The sequence below is a fragment of the Peribacillus sp. N1 genome, assembly GCF_054600815.1.
In genome coordinates this window covers 457341-475011 of sequence record NZ_BAAHZO010000005.1, presented here as the reverse complement: position 1 = coordinate 475011, position 17671 = coordinate 457341, and the positions used below count along the sequence as shown (strand labels likewise).

The following is a 17671-nucleotide window of genomic DNA, read 5'->3' as shown; positions in this document are numbered from 1 at the left end:
AAAATATTCACTAACTCAGTCAGTTTTGGTAACTGCTCAACTAAAGTGTTCAATGATTCCTGAACCTCAGGCTTTAATAATTGGTCCAGTACATCTAATTGTTTTTGGCGGGCATTAAGTTGTTCAGTTTGTGATTGGGTAATCGTTTCTGACATATCCAATTCTCCTTTGCAATAAGCATTTTGTTGAGGTAAATAGAAAAACTTGTAAAATATTACACAATGTGTGACCAGAAAAAATACTAACAAAAATGTAATAAATGCTATCCTATAGTATATCCCTTTAGTGGCTTGAAAACAGCTGATTTTTTAAAAAAGATTCATAAAATAATCTTTTCCTGCTTATTTGATGTACAGATTGCAATGAGAGTTACCGTTATTTACCTATAATGGACTTTAAGAGGGGGTCTAACATCGAAGCCTGTCATACATATTTCCATCTTGATTTGCCATCCTAAATGATGGAGGTGAAAAAATGTGACTGATTCAGAATCTAAACTTACAGAAGAGAATAATGATAAGAAGCTTCATAAACTGGTTGGCAGTATGGAATATACCAAAGCGCAACTATCGGAAGGTATGAATGGAATTTCTGAAGTTTACCTCAAAAACAGTGAGGAAGGCACATCGGTAACACCTGATAATTAATATTGTTGTGTAAGCATAGCGAAACAGTTATGCTTACTTATTTTTGTAATAAATCCCACTCTTAATTCACAAACTATAGTTGTTTAAATATTCTAAAAGTACCCTTGACTTTATCGTGAATTGACGTAAGATAAAGTATATAGCCATGGTGTAAACAAGTAGTTTTTTCTAGAAATTCTACTCTGCCATCGTCTAAAATGGACTCGGTGATTTAAAAGATGAATCTATAAATAACTGTCGAATCTAATAGACTTCGCCGCCCTGCGAAGCTAAACCTAGATCAAAAACCAGTTATATCAATTATTTCTTATTGATATGACTGGTTTTTTTTTATTTCATCATTCATCTTGTTCCGTTTTTGGCGTAAGAAAATCCAGCGGCTGGCTGATACTCTTTCACACAGTTCTATTAATCGGTGCAAGTGGCGCAAGGCAATGTCAAAAGGGATAAAGTATTTTAAATCTTGTAGCAGGGGTGGGAGTTATATGATAGGTACGAAGCAAACTAGGCTCGCAATTGATGTAGGCGGAACTTTTACGGATGTGTTCGTTTTTGATGAAAGTACGAAGGAAATTTCAATTACGAAAACGTCGTCGACTCCTTTGAATCCAGAGGTCGGTATTTTGGATGGAATTGCGAAAGCGGAAATAGATTGTGAAAATATTAAAGTTTTTTCCCATGGTACAACAGTAGGCACCAATGCCTTGATTGAAAGAAAATTGCCAAAGACAGCATTGATTACATCAGCTGGATTTCGGGATGTATCGGAAATCCGCCGAGGAACCAAGCTTGAGTTATGGGATACATATGATGATGTAGCCAAACCGTATATCCAAAGAAGAGATCGTTTTGAAGTGGAAGAACGCATCGACTTTGCAGGGAATGTCTTGACGGAAATCAATGAAGAGGAAGTACGGTCACTGGCAAGGAAATTAAAAAGACGCGGTACCGAATCGATTGCGGTTTGTTTCATGAACTCATATGTAAATGGAAGCAATGAGGCGAAAGTGAAACGAATCATCAAGGAGGAACTCCCGGATGTTTATATATGCATTTCAAGTGAAGTCCTTCCTGAGATTTTTGAGCATGAGCGCATGAGTACGACGATTGTCAATGCGGTTTTAGGACCGACTGTCAGCAAATATATTAAAACCCTTGAAGGTGAAATGACTAAACGGGGATATGAAGATGACATATTAGTGCTTCACTCCGGCGGAGGGGTAATGACATCCCAAACCGTTCCCCGTTATGCAGCAAGACTTGCAAGCTCCGGCATCGCTGCAGGTGCGATTGCCAGTAAACATATCGCCCAGCTTTGCGGCTTTAATAATGCCATTGGGCTGGATATGGGGGGGACGAGCACCGATATTTCCTTGATGCATGAAGGTGATTTACGAATTACGAAAGATTGGTATATCGAATATGGATATCCGATAGGCTTCCCAAGTATTGAAATCTTGACGATAGGAGCAGGAGGCGGAAGCTTAGCTTGGGTGGATGAAGGAGGTTCTTTACGCAATGGCCCTCAAAGTGCAGGGGCTGTTCCTGGACCTGCTTGCTATAGCAGGGGCGGCGTAGAACCGACCAATTCCGATGCCAATATTGTCTTGGGACGACTTGGCACCAAACTATTGGATGGACAAATGGAACTGGATAAACAAAAAGCGATTGAAGTCGTGGATAAGATCGCCAAGAAATTTGATTATACGATTGAAGAAGCAGCGAACGCCATCACACGGGTGGCCAATGCCAATATGTGTGATGCTCTAAGGCTGATTTCAGTCAGACGGGGATACGACCCTCGCGACTTTGCACTTGTGGCTTTCGGCGGGGCTGGGCCCTTGCATGGAGCGTACCTGGCCAAGGAAATGGAAATCCCGACCGTCATCATCCCGCCGCATCCGGGTGTAGCCGCCGCAATGGGATGCCTGTTGGTCGATGTTCGTCATGATATATCCAAAACCTATGTCAAAAACGTCAAGGATGTATCGTTAAAAGATTTAAAGAAAGAATTCATCGGAATGGAAAAAGAGGCCGCGGAGTTATTGCAAGAAGAAGGAGTCGCTAAAGAAGCTTCCACATTGATGAGATATATTGACATGAGGTATATGGGACAGTGGCGTTCATTGGCGATAGAAGTCGATTGCCCGATTTCTTCTTTGGAAGAGACCCTTGAACGTTTCCATCAAGAGCATGAACGCGAATTTTCTTTCTCCGATAAAGAACAGACCGTGGAAATTTACGGACTGCTCGTTACGGCTATCGGAACTGTACCAAAACCTGAATTCCCGACTTATGAACCTGGAGGCACACTTGCCGATGCCTTGAAGGAAACGCGTGATGTCTATTTTGAAGAAGAGGGATATGTGAATACGAACGTCTATAACCGGGAACTCATTCCGGCCTTTTCTGAAATCACGGGCCCTGCCATAGTGGACCAGCTTGATACAACTACTGTCATACCACCAAATTTCACGGCAAAAGTTGATAAATACAGAAACTTGATTCTTTCCCAAAATAAATAAAAAGAGGTGGATTTCATTGTCGAATAAACAGTTAGTTGACCAAACTGGAGTTGGAACAGGTTTAGATCCGGTGACATTTGAAGTGATAAAAAATGGCTTCGTTAACCTTGTAGACCAGATGGCGGAACAAATCCTTCGGACATGCTATTCCTTCGTCATTTATAATCGGGATTTCAGCTGTGCTCTTTGTGATGCAGAAGGAAATACAGTCATGCAAGGGACGCAGGATATTTCGGTCCATGTAGGAACATTGCATCTAACGGCAAAGGCGGTAATAGAGGACTTCGAAGATGATATCCATCCTGGGGATGTATTCTTGGTCAATGACCCGTATCGAGGCGGCACTCATTTCAATGACACACGCGTCCTCTTGCCTGTCTTCCATGAGAACAAGCTCATTGCGTTCATGCAGACGAATGGTCACTGGGCCGACATGGGGGGATCGACACCTGGCTCCTTTGATATCAATGCCAAGGAACATTTCGGCGAGGGGGTAAGGATTCCGCCGCTTAGGATTTATAGTAAAGGAACATTTTTAAAAGATGTTGTCAATGTGCTCGCTTTGAACATGCGCGTCCCTGAAGAACGTGTCGGCGATTTACGTGCTCAAGTGGAAGCGGCCAAGGTAGGCGAGCGCCAGTTGTTTGCCATCATCGAGAAGTATGGAATCGATACGACTTTGTCCGCCTTTTCGGAAGTGCAGAATTATGTGGAGCGTTTGGCAAGGGCCAAGGTTGCGGCTTTACCGAATGGAACCTGGGAGACCGTTGATTATATTGATATGGATCCTGAAGCCGGAGACGGACTGATTCCGATCCGGGTTAAAATGACCATCACGGATGACGAGATCCTATATGATCTTTCTGGATCGCATTCTTATATCGGCTGCTTTTTGAATGCTGGTTTCGGGGCATCTTTATCGGCAGCATACTCAGGAACCAAGACATTCTTTCCTGAAATACCCCTGAACTCCGGCTTTTACAGAGTGGTGAAGATCGAACTGCCGGAAAACTCCGTCGTCAATGCCCCTGCACCGATTGCCGTAACCGGTTTTTGTTCAGGGGCCTATGAAAAAATCATGAGTGCGTGCTTCGAACTCTGGTCCAACATCATGCCGGAAAGAGCGATCGCATGCTCATTTAACCTGGAGTATTTACTAATCGGCGGTTGGGATCAACGCCAGGAGCAGGATAAATACTTCATGTGGTACGACTGGATGGCAGGCGGTCATGGAGGCCGCAATGATCGGGACGGTGTAAACGCCACCTCCCCGACATTCGGTTTGGGACTCAGCGTACAGCCTTGCGAAGGGCAAGAAAGATTGTCGCCTGTCGTGACGATGAAGCATGAAATCATTACCGACTCTGCCGGGCCGGGTAAATACCGCGGCGGGTGCGGTGTAGAAAAGGGAGGTACACTCACCAATGTCAAAAACACGGTCATGTCCTATTGCTGTGACCGTTCCCGTTCAATAACATGGGGAATTTTTGGTGGGCTTCCTTCTTCCCCGCATGGAGCATGGCTGAATCCGGGCAAGGAAGACGAACGATATTTAGGTGCGATTTTCTCAAATGTAAAAGTGAAGCAAGGAGATTCCTTTGTGCGCCCATCCGCTGGGGGCGGGGGACTGGGAGATCCGCTTGAAAGAAGTCCCGAAGCTGTTTTGGAAGATGTTATCGATGAGTATGTTTCAATTGAGCGAGCTAAAAAAGATTATGGAGTCGTGATCAAGGAAATAGATAAAGATCTCGATTTATTCGAAATAGATCTTGAAGCAACGAAACAAGCTAGGTCGTATATCAAAAACAACCGCAAACAATGGCTTGAGGAAAACATACAAAGCGTGGAAGATAAATTCGGCAATGGAGAGCTGGATAGTCTCGATGTCATTCGCCAGTATGGTGTCATCATCGATTATGCAACGAATAAAGTCCTGCCAGAATCAACGAAACAGTTCCGTGAATCCATGAAAACCCGTTCGTTGGCATATTGGAAGTAACGTGAAAACATTAGGAACCTTAGACTGCAGACGAACTCGAAGAAAACGAGTTTGCCTGCAGTTTTTTCCTTTAAAAAAAGATTTAGATGATTTCAGAAATTCGGCTCCCTTTCCGCCGACTGCCTGCGGAATGCGAGCGCCTGGACCGGAAATCAACATCCAAATTGTATAGGTTCCTAAGACATTCTTAATGGAAACCCATCAATTCCTTCACATGTTCACAATTATCTCTTGAAGTGAGCATTTCCAAGAGCGTAAAGGCAACATCGAAAGCTGTGGATGGATTGTAGGAAGTAATGATATTGTCCGTAACGACAATCGGTTCGTTTACGACAATCGCACCAAAATCTTTTAGCTGCCTCTGTCTCTTACTGGTTGGATGGTTGTATGTTGTGGCTTTTCTTCCCTTCAATATCCCGCTTATTCCTAGTGGGAGAGAACCTACACAAATGGTTGCTATGATTTTGTTCTTATTATGAAAATGCTTGATCACATCAAGAAACCTCTGATCATAGGCATCCTCATAAAAACCGGCTTCTTCAAAACCTCCTGGAATGGCCAAAGCATCGAAGTCATCCAGGTTCACTTGATCGAGGGTCAGTTCGGGCTGCACGATGAAATTCCATGTGCATTTCAATTGTTCGTGAAGTCCCACCGTAACCAGGTCTGTGGTGCCATCACCCTCTAATTTATTCCATCCCAATACATCTGTAAACACACTTGCTTCAACCGCTTCGAATCCATTGGATAGCAGCAGCAATACTTTTTTCATAGCAGTGTCCCCCTTGTTTATATTTGAATTAATTATATAAAAAGCAAATCCCCTAATACATACGATTAATTACGTAATCATTCCTTTTATATTTATTTTATAATGTATTTGAAAGGAATCGGTTTATAAAAAAAGTAGGGGTGATTGAATTGGATCGAACGGACAAAAAAATACTTTCCTTACTGGAGAATAATGGTCGTATGTCCATGAAAGAACTGGCACATGAAGTTTCCTTAACGGCTCCAGCAACGAAAGAACGTGTGAATAAATTAGAGGAAAGCGGAGTGATTAAAGGTTATAAAACAGAAATATCCCTTGAAAAACTTGATAGAAGCATAACGGCATTCATATTATTCGAAACGGATCGATGCAAAGACTTTTATCAATTCAGCTTGAACCATCCGGAAGTTCTGGAATGCCACCGGTTAGCCGGTCAATACAGTTATCTTATTAAAATAAGTACATTTTCCATGGAAACGTTGGAAGACTTCGTCGATGAAGCCATTAAATATGGGAAATCGTCCACCCACCTGATATTCTCTTCCGCATCGAAAAATGTTTTTTCAGGAGATGAGATCTAAACCGGCTTTAACCCATTTACTTGCCAACTTTTTAATATATGACCAATTAGCAGGAAAAAACTCCACCAATATAGAAAGTAAATAGTAACAAAAATCACAGTTGGATGTTCAAAAAGGGAGTGGAGAGAGTGAGTTTTGTTTATGAGGAAGATAAAATAATGGAATTCCTTTTGCAGAATAAAAGTGAGTTTGAAGAATATCTTTTATCAGCAGCGGTCAATGTCAGGGATAAAATCGAAGAAATTTTACTGATTGGAAATGTCGACCTTTTGAATAATGCACATAAGCTCATTCGATATATAGTGGAACATAATGAAACGGATATGATTGCCTTTGCCGAAAAAGAGGGAGTTACGTGGGCAACCCACTCCTTGACGCTTTCATTCAAGCTGGAATGGATTCAAGCCCTTCGCAGAACGCTTTGGACCTTTCTTTATAAGTTTGAACAAGATAAGAAAGCGTTTATTGAGGATTCCAAGGTCTTTTTTGAATTAGAGAAAAAAGTGAATGAAAGTGTTGATGTTTTTCTTAAATCCTTTTTCGTCAGTTACTCCGATTATAAAGACAAATTGATTCTCGCTCAGCAAAACTTGGTGGAAAATCTATCCGTCCCAATCATTCCCGTCACTTCCACCACCTGTGTCCTTCCTTTAATCGGGACAATCGATTATTCACGAATACAGATAATCGAAGAAAAAGTATTGATGGAGATAGGTAAACTGCGGATACAGACCTTGATCTTGGATTTGTCCGGTATCATCGAAATGGAAGTTGAAATGATCAATGATTTGATGAAAATCCTCGATGGTACGGCAATGATGGGGTGTAAAGCTGTGGTGACTGGATTACGCCCAGAGGTTGTTACGAAAATGATCCGTTCAGGAATTCAGCTCGATAATAAAGCAGAAACAAAGGGTACACTGCAGCAGGCCTTGAAGGACTATCTTGTAGTCACCTAAATCGTGAAGTGGAGTCGCCATGTTTTGGTGACTTTTTTTTGTGGGTAATTTGGGATATTAAGGTAATTTATTTGCTGTTTTATCATATCCGAATAAGTATATGGAATGGGAACAGATGCTCCGAAAAGAACTGAATCTTGGTTTCAGAGTGAATCTATTCCGAACCCCCAATTGTTGATAAATTCAAGAAAATCCAGTTTGCCTACAGTTTTTTCTGGAAAAATTCCATTTGATCTCCGCCGGAGACTTTATTCGACCTACCCAGCAGTTTATTCGACCGTTGAAGGAGTTATTCGACCTACCCAGCAGTTTATTCGACCGTTGAAGGAGTTATTCGACCTACCCGGCAGTTTATTCGACCGTTCACAAATTTATTCGACTCTACTTCGGATTCCGGAGCATTTGTCTTGCGGTCCACGCATTAAATCCCGCTCCCGATTGTTGCCAAGCCCTCATCAAAGCAAGCATCTAGCAGGTCTCGTCTAGCCAGTTATCGGCAGGAGTTTCGCCAATTTCTTCTATGCAACCTTCCAAAGAAGGTTGGTTTCACTTCAGCAAGGAATAGACATATGTATCATGAGGGATACCGTTTTGGTAAATATAACTCCTTAATATTCCTTCCCGAATGAAGCCCAGCTTAAGTAAGAGCGCACTTGATGGCTGGTTTTCCAGAAAAACGACCGCGCCGATGCGGGTTAAATCAAGGTCGTTGAAACCGTAAGCGATAATTTCTTTAAGCGCTTCTGACACAAATCCTTTGCGCCAATGTGAAGGATGAATTTCATAACCGATTTCCGCTCGTCTGTATTTGGGACTGTGGGCATGAAAACCGATGGTGCCAATCAATTCCTGCGTATCTTTTCTTTCAATTCCCCATCTTATGGCTCGTTTTTCACGATGGTTTTTCGCAAAAGATGCTACAATATCCTTCGCCTGTTCGACATTTTCCAATGAGTCCTGGCCATAAAAGCGGGTGACTTCATCTTTTGATAAACATTGGAAAAGAGCTTCCGCATCACTTTCATGAATTTCCCGTAAGCGTAACCTTTCCGTGTTCAATAAAGGAAACATTTTTTCTCCTCCTATATCAGTTTTCTATCTATTCGGGCTCCACGAAGGTTTTTCCTTTATTATGAAGTGCCTAATTTTCTGGTGATTTCGGTGATAATCGGACAAGCTAAAAACGTTAGATGCATTAAACAGTTCAACCTAAAAAAGCATTAATGAAGGGGAGATAGATCATGGGAAAAAAACACCGCAACCGTATCGCTTCACCGAAAAAGAATAACCATATTCCGAAAGCGGATATCATTGCAGAACATGAAGCCCACGGTAAAGAATACTCTGCGAATAAACGAAAGAACGGTCCTGGCTCCAATACAGATTGAGTAACCTAGTGACCGCTCTAGCCTTTAAGGGCAGGGCGGTCATTTGTGTTTCTTGCCATCAAAGGGTTCATCCTATATCTTAAATAATGAAGAACCATTGGAGGGAGTTAGGATGATGAAAGCACTTGTCTTTGATGATTTCGGCGGGCCGGAAGTTCTGTCTGTAAGGGAAATTGCAGAACCTGAACATTCAAAATCAGCCGTGATCGTTCGAATGAAAGCAATCGGATTGAATTTTGCTGATGTATATAGAAGGAAAGGGAATTATCATTTGGTGGGTGATCCCCCATTCATTCTAGGGTATGAAGGAGCAGGGGTCATCGAATATGTCGGGGAAGATGTCCGTCATGTGAAAGTGGGTGATCGCGTCGGGTTCGCTGATGTTCCCCATGCCAACGCGGAGCTGGTTTCAGTTCCAGCTGATAAACTTTTACCGCTGCCTGAGGGCATTTCCTTTGAAACGGCCGCTTCCGTTTTACTTCAAGGATTGACTGCCCAATATTTAACTCATGACAGCCATCCAGTTAAAAAAGGGGAAACCATTCTGGTCCATGCCGCTGCAGGGGGAGTCGGTCAATTACTGACACAGATGATCAGGATGAAGGGCGGTCAGGTCATTGGCTTGACCTCATCGAATGATAAAGCGGCTGTTGCCAAACAAATAGGTGCGGATCATGTTATCCTTTACGAATCGGACTGGGTGGATTCCATTAAGGATATAACCGGTGGTAAAGGCGTTGATGTTGTTTATGAATCAGTGGGTCAAACCTTGATGGATAGTTTCAGTGCGACTAAGACTGGAGGAACTGTTGTATTTTTTGGGATGGCAGGCGGTGATCCAGAAAAAATCGACCCGAGAATGTTAATGGATACATCCAAGGCATTAATTGGTGGTGACCTTTGGAACGTCCTGACTACTCATGAAGAACGGACAAGAAGAACAGCAGAGCTATTCCAATGGATTCTGTCAGGGGAAATCCACATCAAAAAACCGACTCTTTTTTCGTTGGAAAATGGGGCGGATGCGCATAGACTTCTTGAAAGCCGGAAGAGTTCGGGGAAAATATTATTAATACCATAACAGGTCATGGGTCTTTCCATTCTAAATGGGGGCCCATTTCTTTTACCCGTATAGCGTCCTGTCACATTCAATACCTTATTCATACTGATGAATCAGAACCTTTTTAAGTTCCTTATTATAGACCCATTCTACCCTTAGAATAACTACAGATAAATGTCCTTGTCCTTACAGGGGTTATGACCTGCTGTCAAAACAACTTGATGACCAAGTTGGCTTATCCACAAGATCCATATGCAACACGCGAATTCAGAGGAGAAATCCACAATGGGCCAATCACCAAACAACAATCGTCATTCTTCAATCCACAGGCGTTCGTTACAAGCAAAAAAAGAGAACGGACCCGTTCCCTTGGAAAACTTATGAATAGCAGGATTAGGTAATGAGAGACAAACACTTTTTTTAGTGATCCTTGTGGTGCGGTGAATATATGGATGATCTGCCTTAAGTACTTTTCTGTCGTTCTGACTCCCGGGCCATCATATGAAGCGGGCTCTGAATGACCCCGTCCCAATCACTGTGGAGCAATGCATACAATCACGTATCGAATTCAGTGGAAGATACATTCCTTAATAGGTATTGGTAAGTTTCTTCATAAATCATAAGGCTTCGTCCCCTTTGGCATCCATCCTTTTATAGAGTCTATATAAACATTAAATCGGTAAAAGTAGCATCGTTGGGGTAAATAGTTTTGGAAGTATTTTGACGTTATTTCGCTATATTAAAAAAATAGTAAATTAGTTGCACAAAAGTGATAAAATGGGTAAATGGAAACATACATGACAAGGAGAGACATTTCAAACCATGATACTTTCACTACTCGGTTTCATCTTAAAAGGAATTTTAATGAAAATGCCATTTGCCATATTGGGACTTTCCTTGATTCCGCAGAGATGGACAAACGCAATCACCAAAAAAGATATACCTTTTTTCATTGAACAAGTGCTGAGACTTTTAGTTTCTGCTGCCGTATTGTTTTTCGTTATCGATATCATGCTGCTGGATCTTACTGCCGCTGCATTCTTTTCGTGTTTTGCCATTATTCTCGGGCTCATTCTCATCATCGATTCAAGATTGTTTATGTACAGTGCCAGTGAATCTTTAGGTACCCGACGGAATCGGAGTGGAAATGAAGCGGCAAAGCAGCCTAAAACACCTTGGAACGTACATTTCAACAGCTTGATGGGTGTCGTGTTGATTGCCGCATGGGTCATCATGCTGTTTTACCCGCTCACTTTTGCCGCAGATCTGCATGGATTGGCGAAGGTCGATAAGAAAAAAGAGCTGGAAGAAATTCAAGATATAAAAACCATGCCGCTTGTTACAGTGAAAATGGCTGACGCAAAAGGTGATGCAGCGATTAATAGAATAGAAAATGCATCATATTTCACTGAAGGCGAATACCGTCTGACCAATATCAATGATGAATTGGCTTATACATCACCCATTGAAATGGACGGGTTTTTAAAAGCCGGGAAAGCGGAATACACGCCAGGTTATAATCTGATTTCCGCCGTATCGACGGATAAAGGGGCAAGTACTGTCAAAGGGAAGATGCTGTATGCTCCCTCACAGTACCTCGATCATGATTTGGAAAGGACCATCCGCAAGGCATATCCGAATAAAATCATCCATGATTCATATTTGGAACCGAACGAAGATGGAAAGCCCTTCTTCGTAGCTTCAGTCGGACATTATTTGAAATACCGCAGCGGTCCCGTGGTGGACGGGGTGGTATTGGTTAATCCGGAAACGGGTGACACGAGATACTATCCAAAAGGAAAAGAACCTAAATGGGTAGATCGGACATTCACATTGGAAACAGCCCTGGAATATTGGACTTACTGGGGAAAATATGTTCACGGGTGGAAAAACCAGTCCTTGATTGGACCGAAGAAAGATGTCCTGATTCCTAATGAGGATAATATGCAAGTTACGTTTAACGAAAAAGGCGAATTGATTTATGTAGTGGACTTTACCCGGGCTAAATCAAAAGGCAACTCCAAAACTCTTGTAGGTTATGGTGTTTTCAATGCCAAGACCGGTGAAATGACGTACTTTAAAGGCGTCACGTCCGTTCTGACAGGAAAGGAAGCAAAATCCAACGCCAATGCGAGTGAGTTTTTGTCTAAATATCCAGGCTGGAAAGCCACTAATGGAATTTTCTATACGATTTACGGTGCTCCCACTTATGTCATTCCAGTTACAAAGGGCAGCAAGTTCCAGGGTGTGGCGATCGTTTACGCAAATAGCGATAATCCCCAAGTGGTCTTTGGGAAAACTAAAGACGAAGCTTTCCGTAATTATAAAAAGCTGATTGCCTCTTTAGGGAAAGTCAGCGGTGTGACGCCTCAAAAAGGTTTTGAGATGAAAGAAATAAAAGGGAAGGTATTAAGGATCAATGATGCCAATCTTTCAAATGGATACGTCTTCCATTTAATCGTCGAAGGCAATGCCAAGAGGTTCTCGGTGGACCCTGGTGTCAACGCGCTATCTGATATTGTGTTGACGAATGTAGGAGACAGGGTTGTGCTGAAGGTGATGGATATGGAAGAAGACATCGTTCCAGTCGATGAATTCACTAATCTGGATTTGCCAAGGAAATGATAATGGATCGTGGACATATAAACTGGCCATCTCCAATATAAGCATGAAAAAAAGCATTGTCATCCGCAATGCTTTTTTCATGTTTTCGAATGATTGTCATGATAAGTCCGATAAATTGAATGAATGGATGGATTCCATATAATATCCCTTTTGAATGACGGCTTTTATTGCAAAGTGCCCATTTAACCGTTTCCGCACGCGGTACAGAAGTGAAGCGATTTCCTCTGCCGTCACAATTTGCTCGGGATCACCGACTCGTTCTGGCCAGACTTGCTGAACAATTTCTTCCTTTGAAATAAGATTGTCCAAATTTTCATAAAGGAGCTTAAAGCAATTGAATTCCTTGGTCGGCATTTTAATGGGTGCTTCTTCATTGATGATTACAGTCTGAAGGTGCTCATTGATAGCGACGGTTTGCAGGAACTCGGGGTTCACCGGCGTGAAATCCATTGTTAAATCGTTGTCGATGGAGATTATGAATTCAATCAATCCATTGACCAAAGTAATCGAATCCCCCGGTTCAATGTGACATGGATTGCCCGGTACGAGCGGCATCTGGTTTACGGAGGTGCCGTGTTTGCTTGCCAAATCCTCAATGAGGAGCTGCCCTTCCTCCATATAAATCCGGCAATGTTCCCTGGAAACAAAGTCATTGTAAAGCCTGAAATCAGCTTTGGAGTGCTGGCTTGCTCGTCCGATCAGCAGGATTTTCCCTTCAAATACATAGGCGAATTCCTCGGTTTGGCCTTTGTGCATGGTTCTCAATACAACCTTGAAAGTTTTATAGATCATTCACTTCATACCCCTTAAAAAATCTGAAAATTTAAATTATTTTCATGAATTTATCATTTTGGCTACATGGCTGTTTAGTGGGTTCAATTTTATAATTATAAATTATCAGTCGCTTACTTACTAACGAAAAATGAAAAAAATCCAAATTAGGCACACAGCCATTATAACAAAGAGGAACGAAGGATGAAGAAGAAACTCTATTTTTGCTGATGTTCGCTTTGACTGTGGGAGAAGTACTTCCTCAGCACCGGAAGAAGTTTGCGATGAAAATGTACCTTACGCTTGTGGAAAAGGAGTTGACCAAAGGTGAGTATGTGGAGAGATAGGATAAATGCCTTCAGCATCCTGCTGATGATCATTAGTATGATCGTATATATTATTTTTCCCCAGCCCTTTACCCTCATTCTGTACTGTATATTTGGCATTGCCTTTATCAGCCTGACTTTACTGAATTAAGACTACCTTTGAATGGGTGGAGGACGGAACCAATAAGAAGAAAAGAAACAAGCCTGCCGAATCAATGGCAGGCTTTTTTGATGCATAATGTTTCATAATGAAATTATAACTATTGGCATATGAAATTGTTATTTTTATCATAAAAAATAGGTTTTATAATAAAATATACCTATATCAGCCGTAATTGTAGTAATATTGCTTGAGGAGGAGATGGAGTTCTGAGCGAGATGCAATTTTCCCGGTTAGTAATGCGGGTAATATTGAACGAGGCCACTAAAGTGAGTATTCATATCATGATTGAAAAAATGAGATAGGAGATTTTAATTATGAAAAAATTAATAGTGCTAATAGGATCCTTGCTGTTTGGACTAATCTTAATGAATGTTTATACTGATTCATGAACAATGGCACGTGATGGACTTGAAATTAATACATCATATATTAAAAACTCGAAAGAATTAGTGGCTGATATGAGTGTCTCTGGCTATATTCATAAAAAGAAAACGCTAGAAATCAGAACTACTTTAAAAGAAAAGAATACAATTTACATAGATCAAACTGGTAGTGAATTAGAATATATAGTAATCGATTCAACGGGAGAAAAGGTATACTCTGAAAAAATAAAAGGAGATACAATTCGTGCATTTGAATCAATGTCAGGAGAAGGAATCATCAAAATAGTTTTAAGTAGCGGGAAGCATACTGCGATTATTAATATAAATGAAGATGTTCTTAATAATGAATAAAACAGATTCTTAAAATCTGTACGGGAGCTAAACCGCTTCACAAGTGTAAAACGGAAGCTGATATTTAAAGGGAACCGATGAGGATATTTTCACACAATCGTACTATGAAATCCCGGGGCGCCATGGATTTAAAACGACTTTATAAGAGCCATTTTAATGCAGAAACGGTATAATTAATTGGCAGAAGTAGACATTAATATGGACTGCAACTGAGTTATACCGCGTGTTTTAATATGAATCTTGAGAGAAAGAACATTTATACAAAAGTCAAAGTAAGAAAAGGAGAAACCATGACTAATGAAACAGGATGGAATTTAGACAATAGCTATGCGCGTCTTCCGGAAAAGTTTTTCACGAGCACGAACCCGACTCCTGTACATTCACCGGAGTTGATCATTCTAAATGAACGTTTGGCGGATTCTCTTGGTTTGGACGTTAAGTCGCTGCAAAGCGAAGATGGTGTGGCGGTATTTGCGGGAAATGAGATTCCCGAAGGTGCTTCGCCGCTTGCTCAAGCATATGCTGGGCATCAATTCGGTCATTTTAACATGTTAGGGGACGGCCGGGCGATATTGCTTGGCGAACAGGTCTTGCCCGAAGGCGAGAGGGTCGATATCCAGCTGAAGGGTCCAGGAAGAACGCCATACTCCCGCGGGGGCGATGGCCGGGCTGCACTTGGACCGATGCTGCGCGAATACATCATCAGTGAGGCGATGCACGGGCTCGGCATTCCTACCACCCGGAGTCTGGCAGTGGTGACGACCGGTGAAACGGTAATCCGTGAAACTGGGCTGCCTGGTGCCATCATGACTCGTGTGGCTTCGAGTCATCTTCGTGTCGGCACTTTTCAATTCGCTGCAAAATGGGGCACGATCGAGGAACTCCGGACACTTGCCGACTATGCCATTAAGCGTCATTTTCCAGACATTGAATCCGATGAAAACCGTTATCTTTTGCTGCTGCAGGAAGTGGTCAAGCGTCAGGCTGAGCTCATTGCCCAATGGCAGCTGGTTGGCTTCATTCATGGGGTGATGAACACCGACAACATGACGATTAGCGGGGAAACCATCGATTATGGACCTTGCGCCTTCATGGATGCCTATGACCCTGCAACGGTATTCAGTTCAATTGATAGACAAGGCCGCTATGCCTATGGTAACCAACCTGTTATTGGAGGTTGGAATCTTGCGCGATTCGCTGAATCCCTATTGCCGCTGTTGCATGATGACCAAGATCAGGCCGTTACTTTGGCCCAAGATAAGATTTCCGTTTTTAATGATCTATATCATTCTAATTGGTTAGCGGGAATGAGGTCGAAACTGGGGATATTCAACGAAGAGACTCAGGATGAAGCGCTTATTAATGGCATCCTCAGTATGATGAAAAAGCATGGTGCCGACTATACTAATACCTTCCGTGCCTTGACCTTTGATAAAGTGGAGGATACGGTCCTTTTCGGGACACCGGAATTCGCTCAGTGGCAAGAGCTTTGGAAGGCGAGACTGGGCAGGCAGAAGGAATCGAAAGAATCTTCGAATCAGTTGATGCAGAACAGCAATCCTGCAGTGATCCCACGGAACCACCGGGTGGAAGAAGCGTTGGAAGCGGCAGTGGAGCAAGGGGACTATAGCGTGATGGAACGGCTATTGGATGTTCTTGCAAATCCTTATGCACACTGCGAGGAACAAGCTGAATACGCCGCACTGCCTTTGTCAACAAAACCTTACCGAACTTTTTGCGGCACCTGATTATGAAACATGTATGAAGCAGCTCCCGCGATTGAAGTCGATTCTTTGTCAGCTTCAATTGCGGGAGCCTTTTTGTGTATTCATTAGTAAAAAAGTTTTGTTTGAAGAATGTCCAGGGCACGGTCAATTTCCGCTAAATCTTCCTTCGATGCATGTTGCAGCCGGCTTTGGAAACGGGATTCTACGATTGCAAAAGCCTCGTTCATCATCATTTCCCCCTCTTTGGAAAGGCGGATGTATTGTTTCCGTCTATCTTCCGAATCACTTATTTTTTCAATTAAATTCTTTTCGCTTAATTTTTTCAGTTCACGGCTCGTGTTAGGCATGGAGATATGCTGACAGTCACTGATTTCACTTGGTGTGACAGGCTGACTGACTGTTATATATTCAAGAATTTTATATTGTACCGGCGTGATGGAATCGGATTTGGCGTTTTGTGTCAATTCGTGTGTGACTTGATGTACGGAAGTCGTAAATGTGACCATTTTTTCAAAAAGAGCTTTTTTGTCCATAACTTTCACCTCTTACTGAGAAGATAACAAAAGTGTTATCAAAATACAATTATCATTTGACAACAAAAAAGGGGGTGTAATATGATTGTTATCAAATGATAAGTAAATAGGGGGTACGTCATGAACATGCTGGTCATCTACACATATCCAAATCATAAAAGCTTAAGCCATTCTTTTTTAGAAAAAGTCATTCAAGGAAGTCAGGAGAACCCTAACATAAAAGGGATTCAGGTCTTGGATTTATATGATGAGGGCTTCAATCCGATCTTGGAGTTCAATGAGCATAAACGAAGGCGTGATATGCATCGTGATCCTCAGCTTGAAAAATATAGAAATCAGATTACCTGGGCCGACCAGATTGTCTTTGTCTATCCAATCTGGTGGGGGAGGCCTCCAGCAATGCTGATGGGATACATTGATCAATTATTTTCTGCGAATTTTGCCTACAGGGACAAAAAGGGATTGTTCCCGGAAGGCCTACTGAAAGGAAAGTCGGTCGTATGTGTGTCCACGATGAAGGGACCTGCAAAGTATCCGCTTCTCTGGTTGAATGATGCGCATAAAATATTGATGAAAAGAGCACTATTCAATTTTGTCGGAATCAAAAAAGTGAAATTTTTTGAATTCGGAAATATGGAAAGTCCAAAGGGGAAACAAAGCCAAAAGCTAGAGAAGGTTTATCGGTATTTCAGAAAGGTGGCAGTCTAAGTTTTTACGTGATTGATAGGGGCACTTGATTTGTATATTTTACTATGAACCTGATTTGCTTTTTTGATTTCCCCCCCAGGCACTCGCTTTCCGTGGGCGGTCCGGAAGCATCCTCGGCGCTCTTTACGCCTGCGGGGTCTCCCTTGGACACGT

15 protein-coding genes and 1 pseudogene are annotated in these 17671 nt (G+C 42.2%); 11 read left to right on the top strand and 5 right to left on the bottom strand.

The genetic code is table 11. From position 1 onward, the window contains the following. A pseudogene (locus ACYP5M_RS20765) lies at positions 1 to 155 on the bottom strand (DUF1641 domain-containing protein); the annotation flags it as partial. Positions 156 to 476: 321 nt separating this feature from the next. On the opposite strand from ACYP5M_RS20765, the gene ACYP5M_RS20760 reads away from it, so the two are divergent. The 3 genes from ACYP5M_RS20760 to ACYP5M_RS20750 all read left to right on the top strand — a co-directional run bounded on the left by ACYP5M_RS20760 (position 477) and on the right by ACYP5M_RS20750 (position 5171). After that, entirely contained in the window at positions 477 to 647 is a 171-nt protein-coding gene (locus ACYP5M_RS20760) for a hypothetical protein (protein ID WP_157831108.1), read from the top strand. Positions 648 to 1132: 485 nt separating this feature from the next. After that, the gene (locus ACYP5M_RS20755; RefSeq protein WP_459735478.1) at positions 1133 to 3172 is read left to right on the top strand and encodes a hydantoinase/oxoprolinase family protein; all 2040 of its coding nucleotides are present in this window, start codon (positions 1133 to 1135) and stop codon (positions 3170 to 3172) included. A 16-nt stretch (positions 3173 to 3188) separates the two neighbouring features. Further along, positions 3189 to 5171: a hydantoinase B/oxoprolinase family protein gene (locus ACYP5M_RS20750; protein WP_434168639.1), complete on the top strand. Its 1983-nt coding sequence runs from the start codon at positions 3189 to 3191 to the stop codon at positions 5169 to 5171. Between the two features lie 187 nt (positions 5172 to 5358). Here the strand turns inward: ACYP5M_RS20750 and ACYP5M_RS20745 are convergent, their stop codons facing one another. Further along, positions 5359 to 5943, bottom strand: coding sequence for a DJ-1/PfpI family protein (locus ACYP5M_RS20745; RefSeq protein WP_434168640.1), 585 nt, complete (start codon positions 5941 to 5943; stop codon positions 5359 to 5361). Positions 5944 to 6092: 149 nt separating this feature from the next. On the opposite strand from ACYP5M_RS20745, the gene ACYP5M_RS20740 reads away from it, so the two are divergent. Beyond that, positions 6093 to 6524 (top strand): Lrp/AsnC family transcriptional regulator, encoded by a 432-nt coding sequence (locus ACYP5M_RS20740; protein ID WP_101224419.1) that lies wholly within the window; start codon positions 6093 to 6095, stop codon positions 6522 to 6524. Between the two features lie 128 nt (positions 6525 to 6652). Continuing rightward, positions 6653 to 7483, top strand: a complete 831-nt coding sequence (locus tag ACYP5M_RS20735) for an STAS domain-containing protein (protein WP_434168641.1) — start codon at positions 6653 to 6655, stop codon at positions 7481 to 7483. Positions 7484 to 8029: 546 nt separating this feature from the next. Here the strand turns inward: ACYP5M_RS20735 and ACYP5M_RS20730 are convergent. Further along, positions 8030 to 8554: a GNAT family N-acetyltransferase gene (locus tag ACYP5M_RS20730; protein ID WP_402940677.1), complete on the bottom strand. Its 525-nt coding sequence runs from the start codon at positions 8552 to 8554 to the stop codon at positions 8030 to 8032. 170 nt (positions 8555 to 8724) lie between these two features. On the opposite strand from ACYP5M_RS20730, the gene ACYP5M_RS20725 reads away from it, so the two are divergent. From ACYP5M_RS20725 to ACYP5M_RS20715, 3 genes are all read left to right on the top strand, one after another. Continuing rightward, entirely contained in the window at positions 8725 to 8871 is a 147-nt protein-coding gene (locus tag ACYP5M_RS20725) for a hypothetical protein (RefSeq protein WP_100298038.1), read from the top strand. A 115-nt stretch (positions 8872 to 8986) separates the two neighbouring features. After that, positions 8987 to 9952, top strand: a complete 966-nt coding sequence (locus ACYP5M_RS20720; RefSeq protein WP_459735484.1) for a quinone oxidoreductase family protein — start codon at positions 8987 to 8989, stop codon at positions 9950 to 9952. A gap of 801 nt (positions 9953 to 10753) precedes the next feature. Next, on the top strand, positions 10754 to 12556 hold the full coding sequence (locus ACYP5M_RS20715) for a hypothetical protein (protein WP_459735477.1): 1803 nt from the start codon (positions 10754 to 10756) through the stop codon (positions 12554 to 12556). Between the two features lie 96 nt (positions 12557 to 12652). On the opposite strand, the gene ACYP5M_RS20710 is transcribed toward ACYP5M_RS20715, so the two are convergent. Beyond that, on the bottom strand, positions 12653 to 13348 hold the full coding sequence (locus ACYP5M_RS20710; protein WP_459735476.1) for an FHA domain-containing protein: 696 nt from the start codon (positions 13346 to 13348) through the stop codon (positions 12653 to 12655). Between the two features lie 860 nt (positions 13349 to 14208). Here ACYP5M_RS20710 and ACYP5M_RS20705 point away from each other — a divergent pair. Further along, the gene (locus ACYP5M_RS20705) at positions 14209 to 14550 is read left to right on the top strand and encodes a hypothetical protein (protein WP_459735475.1); all 342 of its coding nucleotides are present in this window, start codon (positions 14209 to 14211) and stop codon (positions 14548 to 14550) included. Positions 14551 to 14840: 290 nt separating this feature from the next. After that, complete coding sequence (locus ACYP5M_RS20700) at positions 14841 to 16298, top strand: protein adenylyltransferase SelO (protein WP_459735474.1); 1458 nt, start codon at positions 14841 to 14843, stop codon at positions 16296 to 16298. Between the two features lie 83 nt (positions 16299 to 16381). Here the strand turns inward: ACYP5M_RS20700 and ACYP5M_RS20695 are convergent, their stop codons facing one another. Further along, positions 16382 to 16810, bottom strand: coding sequence for a MarR family winged helix-turn-helix transcriptional regulator (locus ACYP5M_RS20695; protein ID WP_230177115.1), 429 nt, complete (start codon positions 16808 to 16810; stop codon positions 16382 to 16384). A 120-nt stretch (positions 16811 to 16930) separates the two neighbouring features. Here ACYP5M_RS20695 and ACYP5M_RS20690 point away from each other — a divergent pair, with 120 nt between their 5' ends. Beyond that, positions 16931 to 17518: an NAD(P)H-dependent oxidoreductase gene (locus ACYP5M_RS20690; protein ID WP_459735473.1), complete on the top strand. Its 588-nt coding sequence runs from the start codon at positions 16931 to 16933 to the stop codon at positions 17516 to 17518. Positions 17519 to 17671: the final 153 nt, after the last annotated feature.

Coding starts and splice junctions, on each gene's coding strand:
- ACYP5M_RS20725 (WP_100298038.1), top strand. CDS start 8,725: ATGGGAAAAAAACACCGCAACCGTATCGCTTCACCGAAAAAGAATAAC.
- ACYP5M_RS20755 (WP_459735478.1), top strand. CDS start 1,133: ATGATAGGTACGAAGCAAACTAGGCTCGCAATTGATGTAGGCGGAACT.
- ACYP5M_RS20715 (WP_459735477.1), top strand. CDS start 10,754: ATGATACTTTCACTACTCGGTTTCATCTTAAAAGGAATTTTAATGAAA.
- ACYP5M_RS20700 (WP_459735474.1), top strand. CDS start 14,841: ATGACTAATGAAACAGGATGGAATTTAGACAATAGCTATGCGCGTCTT.
- ACYP5M_RS20690 (WP_459735473.1), top strand. CDS start 16,931: ATGAACATGCTGGTCATCTACACATATCCAAATCATAAAAGCTTAAGC.
- ACYP5M_RS20710 (WP_459735476.1), bottom strand. CDS start 13,348: ATGATCTATAAAACTTTCAAGGTTGTATTGAGAACCATGCACAAAGGC.
- ACYP5M_RS20730 (WP_402940677.1), bottom strand. CDS start 8,554: ATGTTTCCTTTATTGAACACGGAAAGGTTACGCTTACGGGAAATTCAT.
- ACYP5M_RS20705 (WP_459735475.1), top strand. CDS start 14,209: ATGGCACGTGATGGACTTGAAATTAATACATCATATATTAAAAACTCG.
- ACYP5M_RS20720 (WP_459735484.1), top strand. CDS start 8,987: ATGAAAGCACTTGTCTTTGATGATTTCGGCGGGCCGGAAGTTCTGTCT.
- ACYP5M_RS20695 (WP_230177115.1), bottom strand. CDS start 16,810: ATGGACAAAAAAGCTCTTTTTGAAAAAATGGTCACATTTACGACTTCC.
- ACYP5M_RS20745 (WP_434168640.1), bottom strand. CDS start 5,943: ATGAAAAAAGTATTGCTGCTGCTATCCAATGGATTCGAAGCGGTTGAA.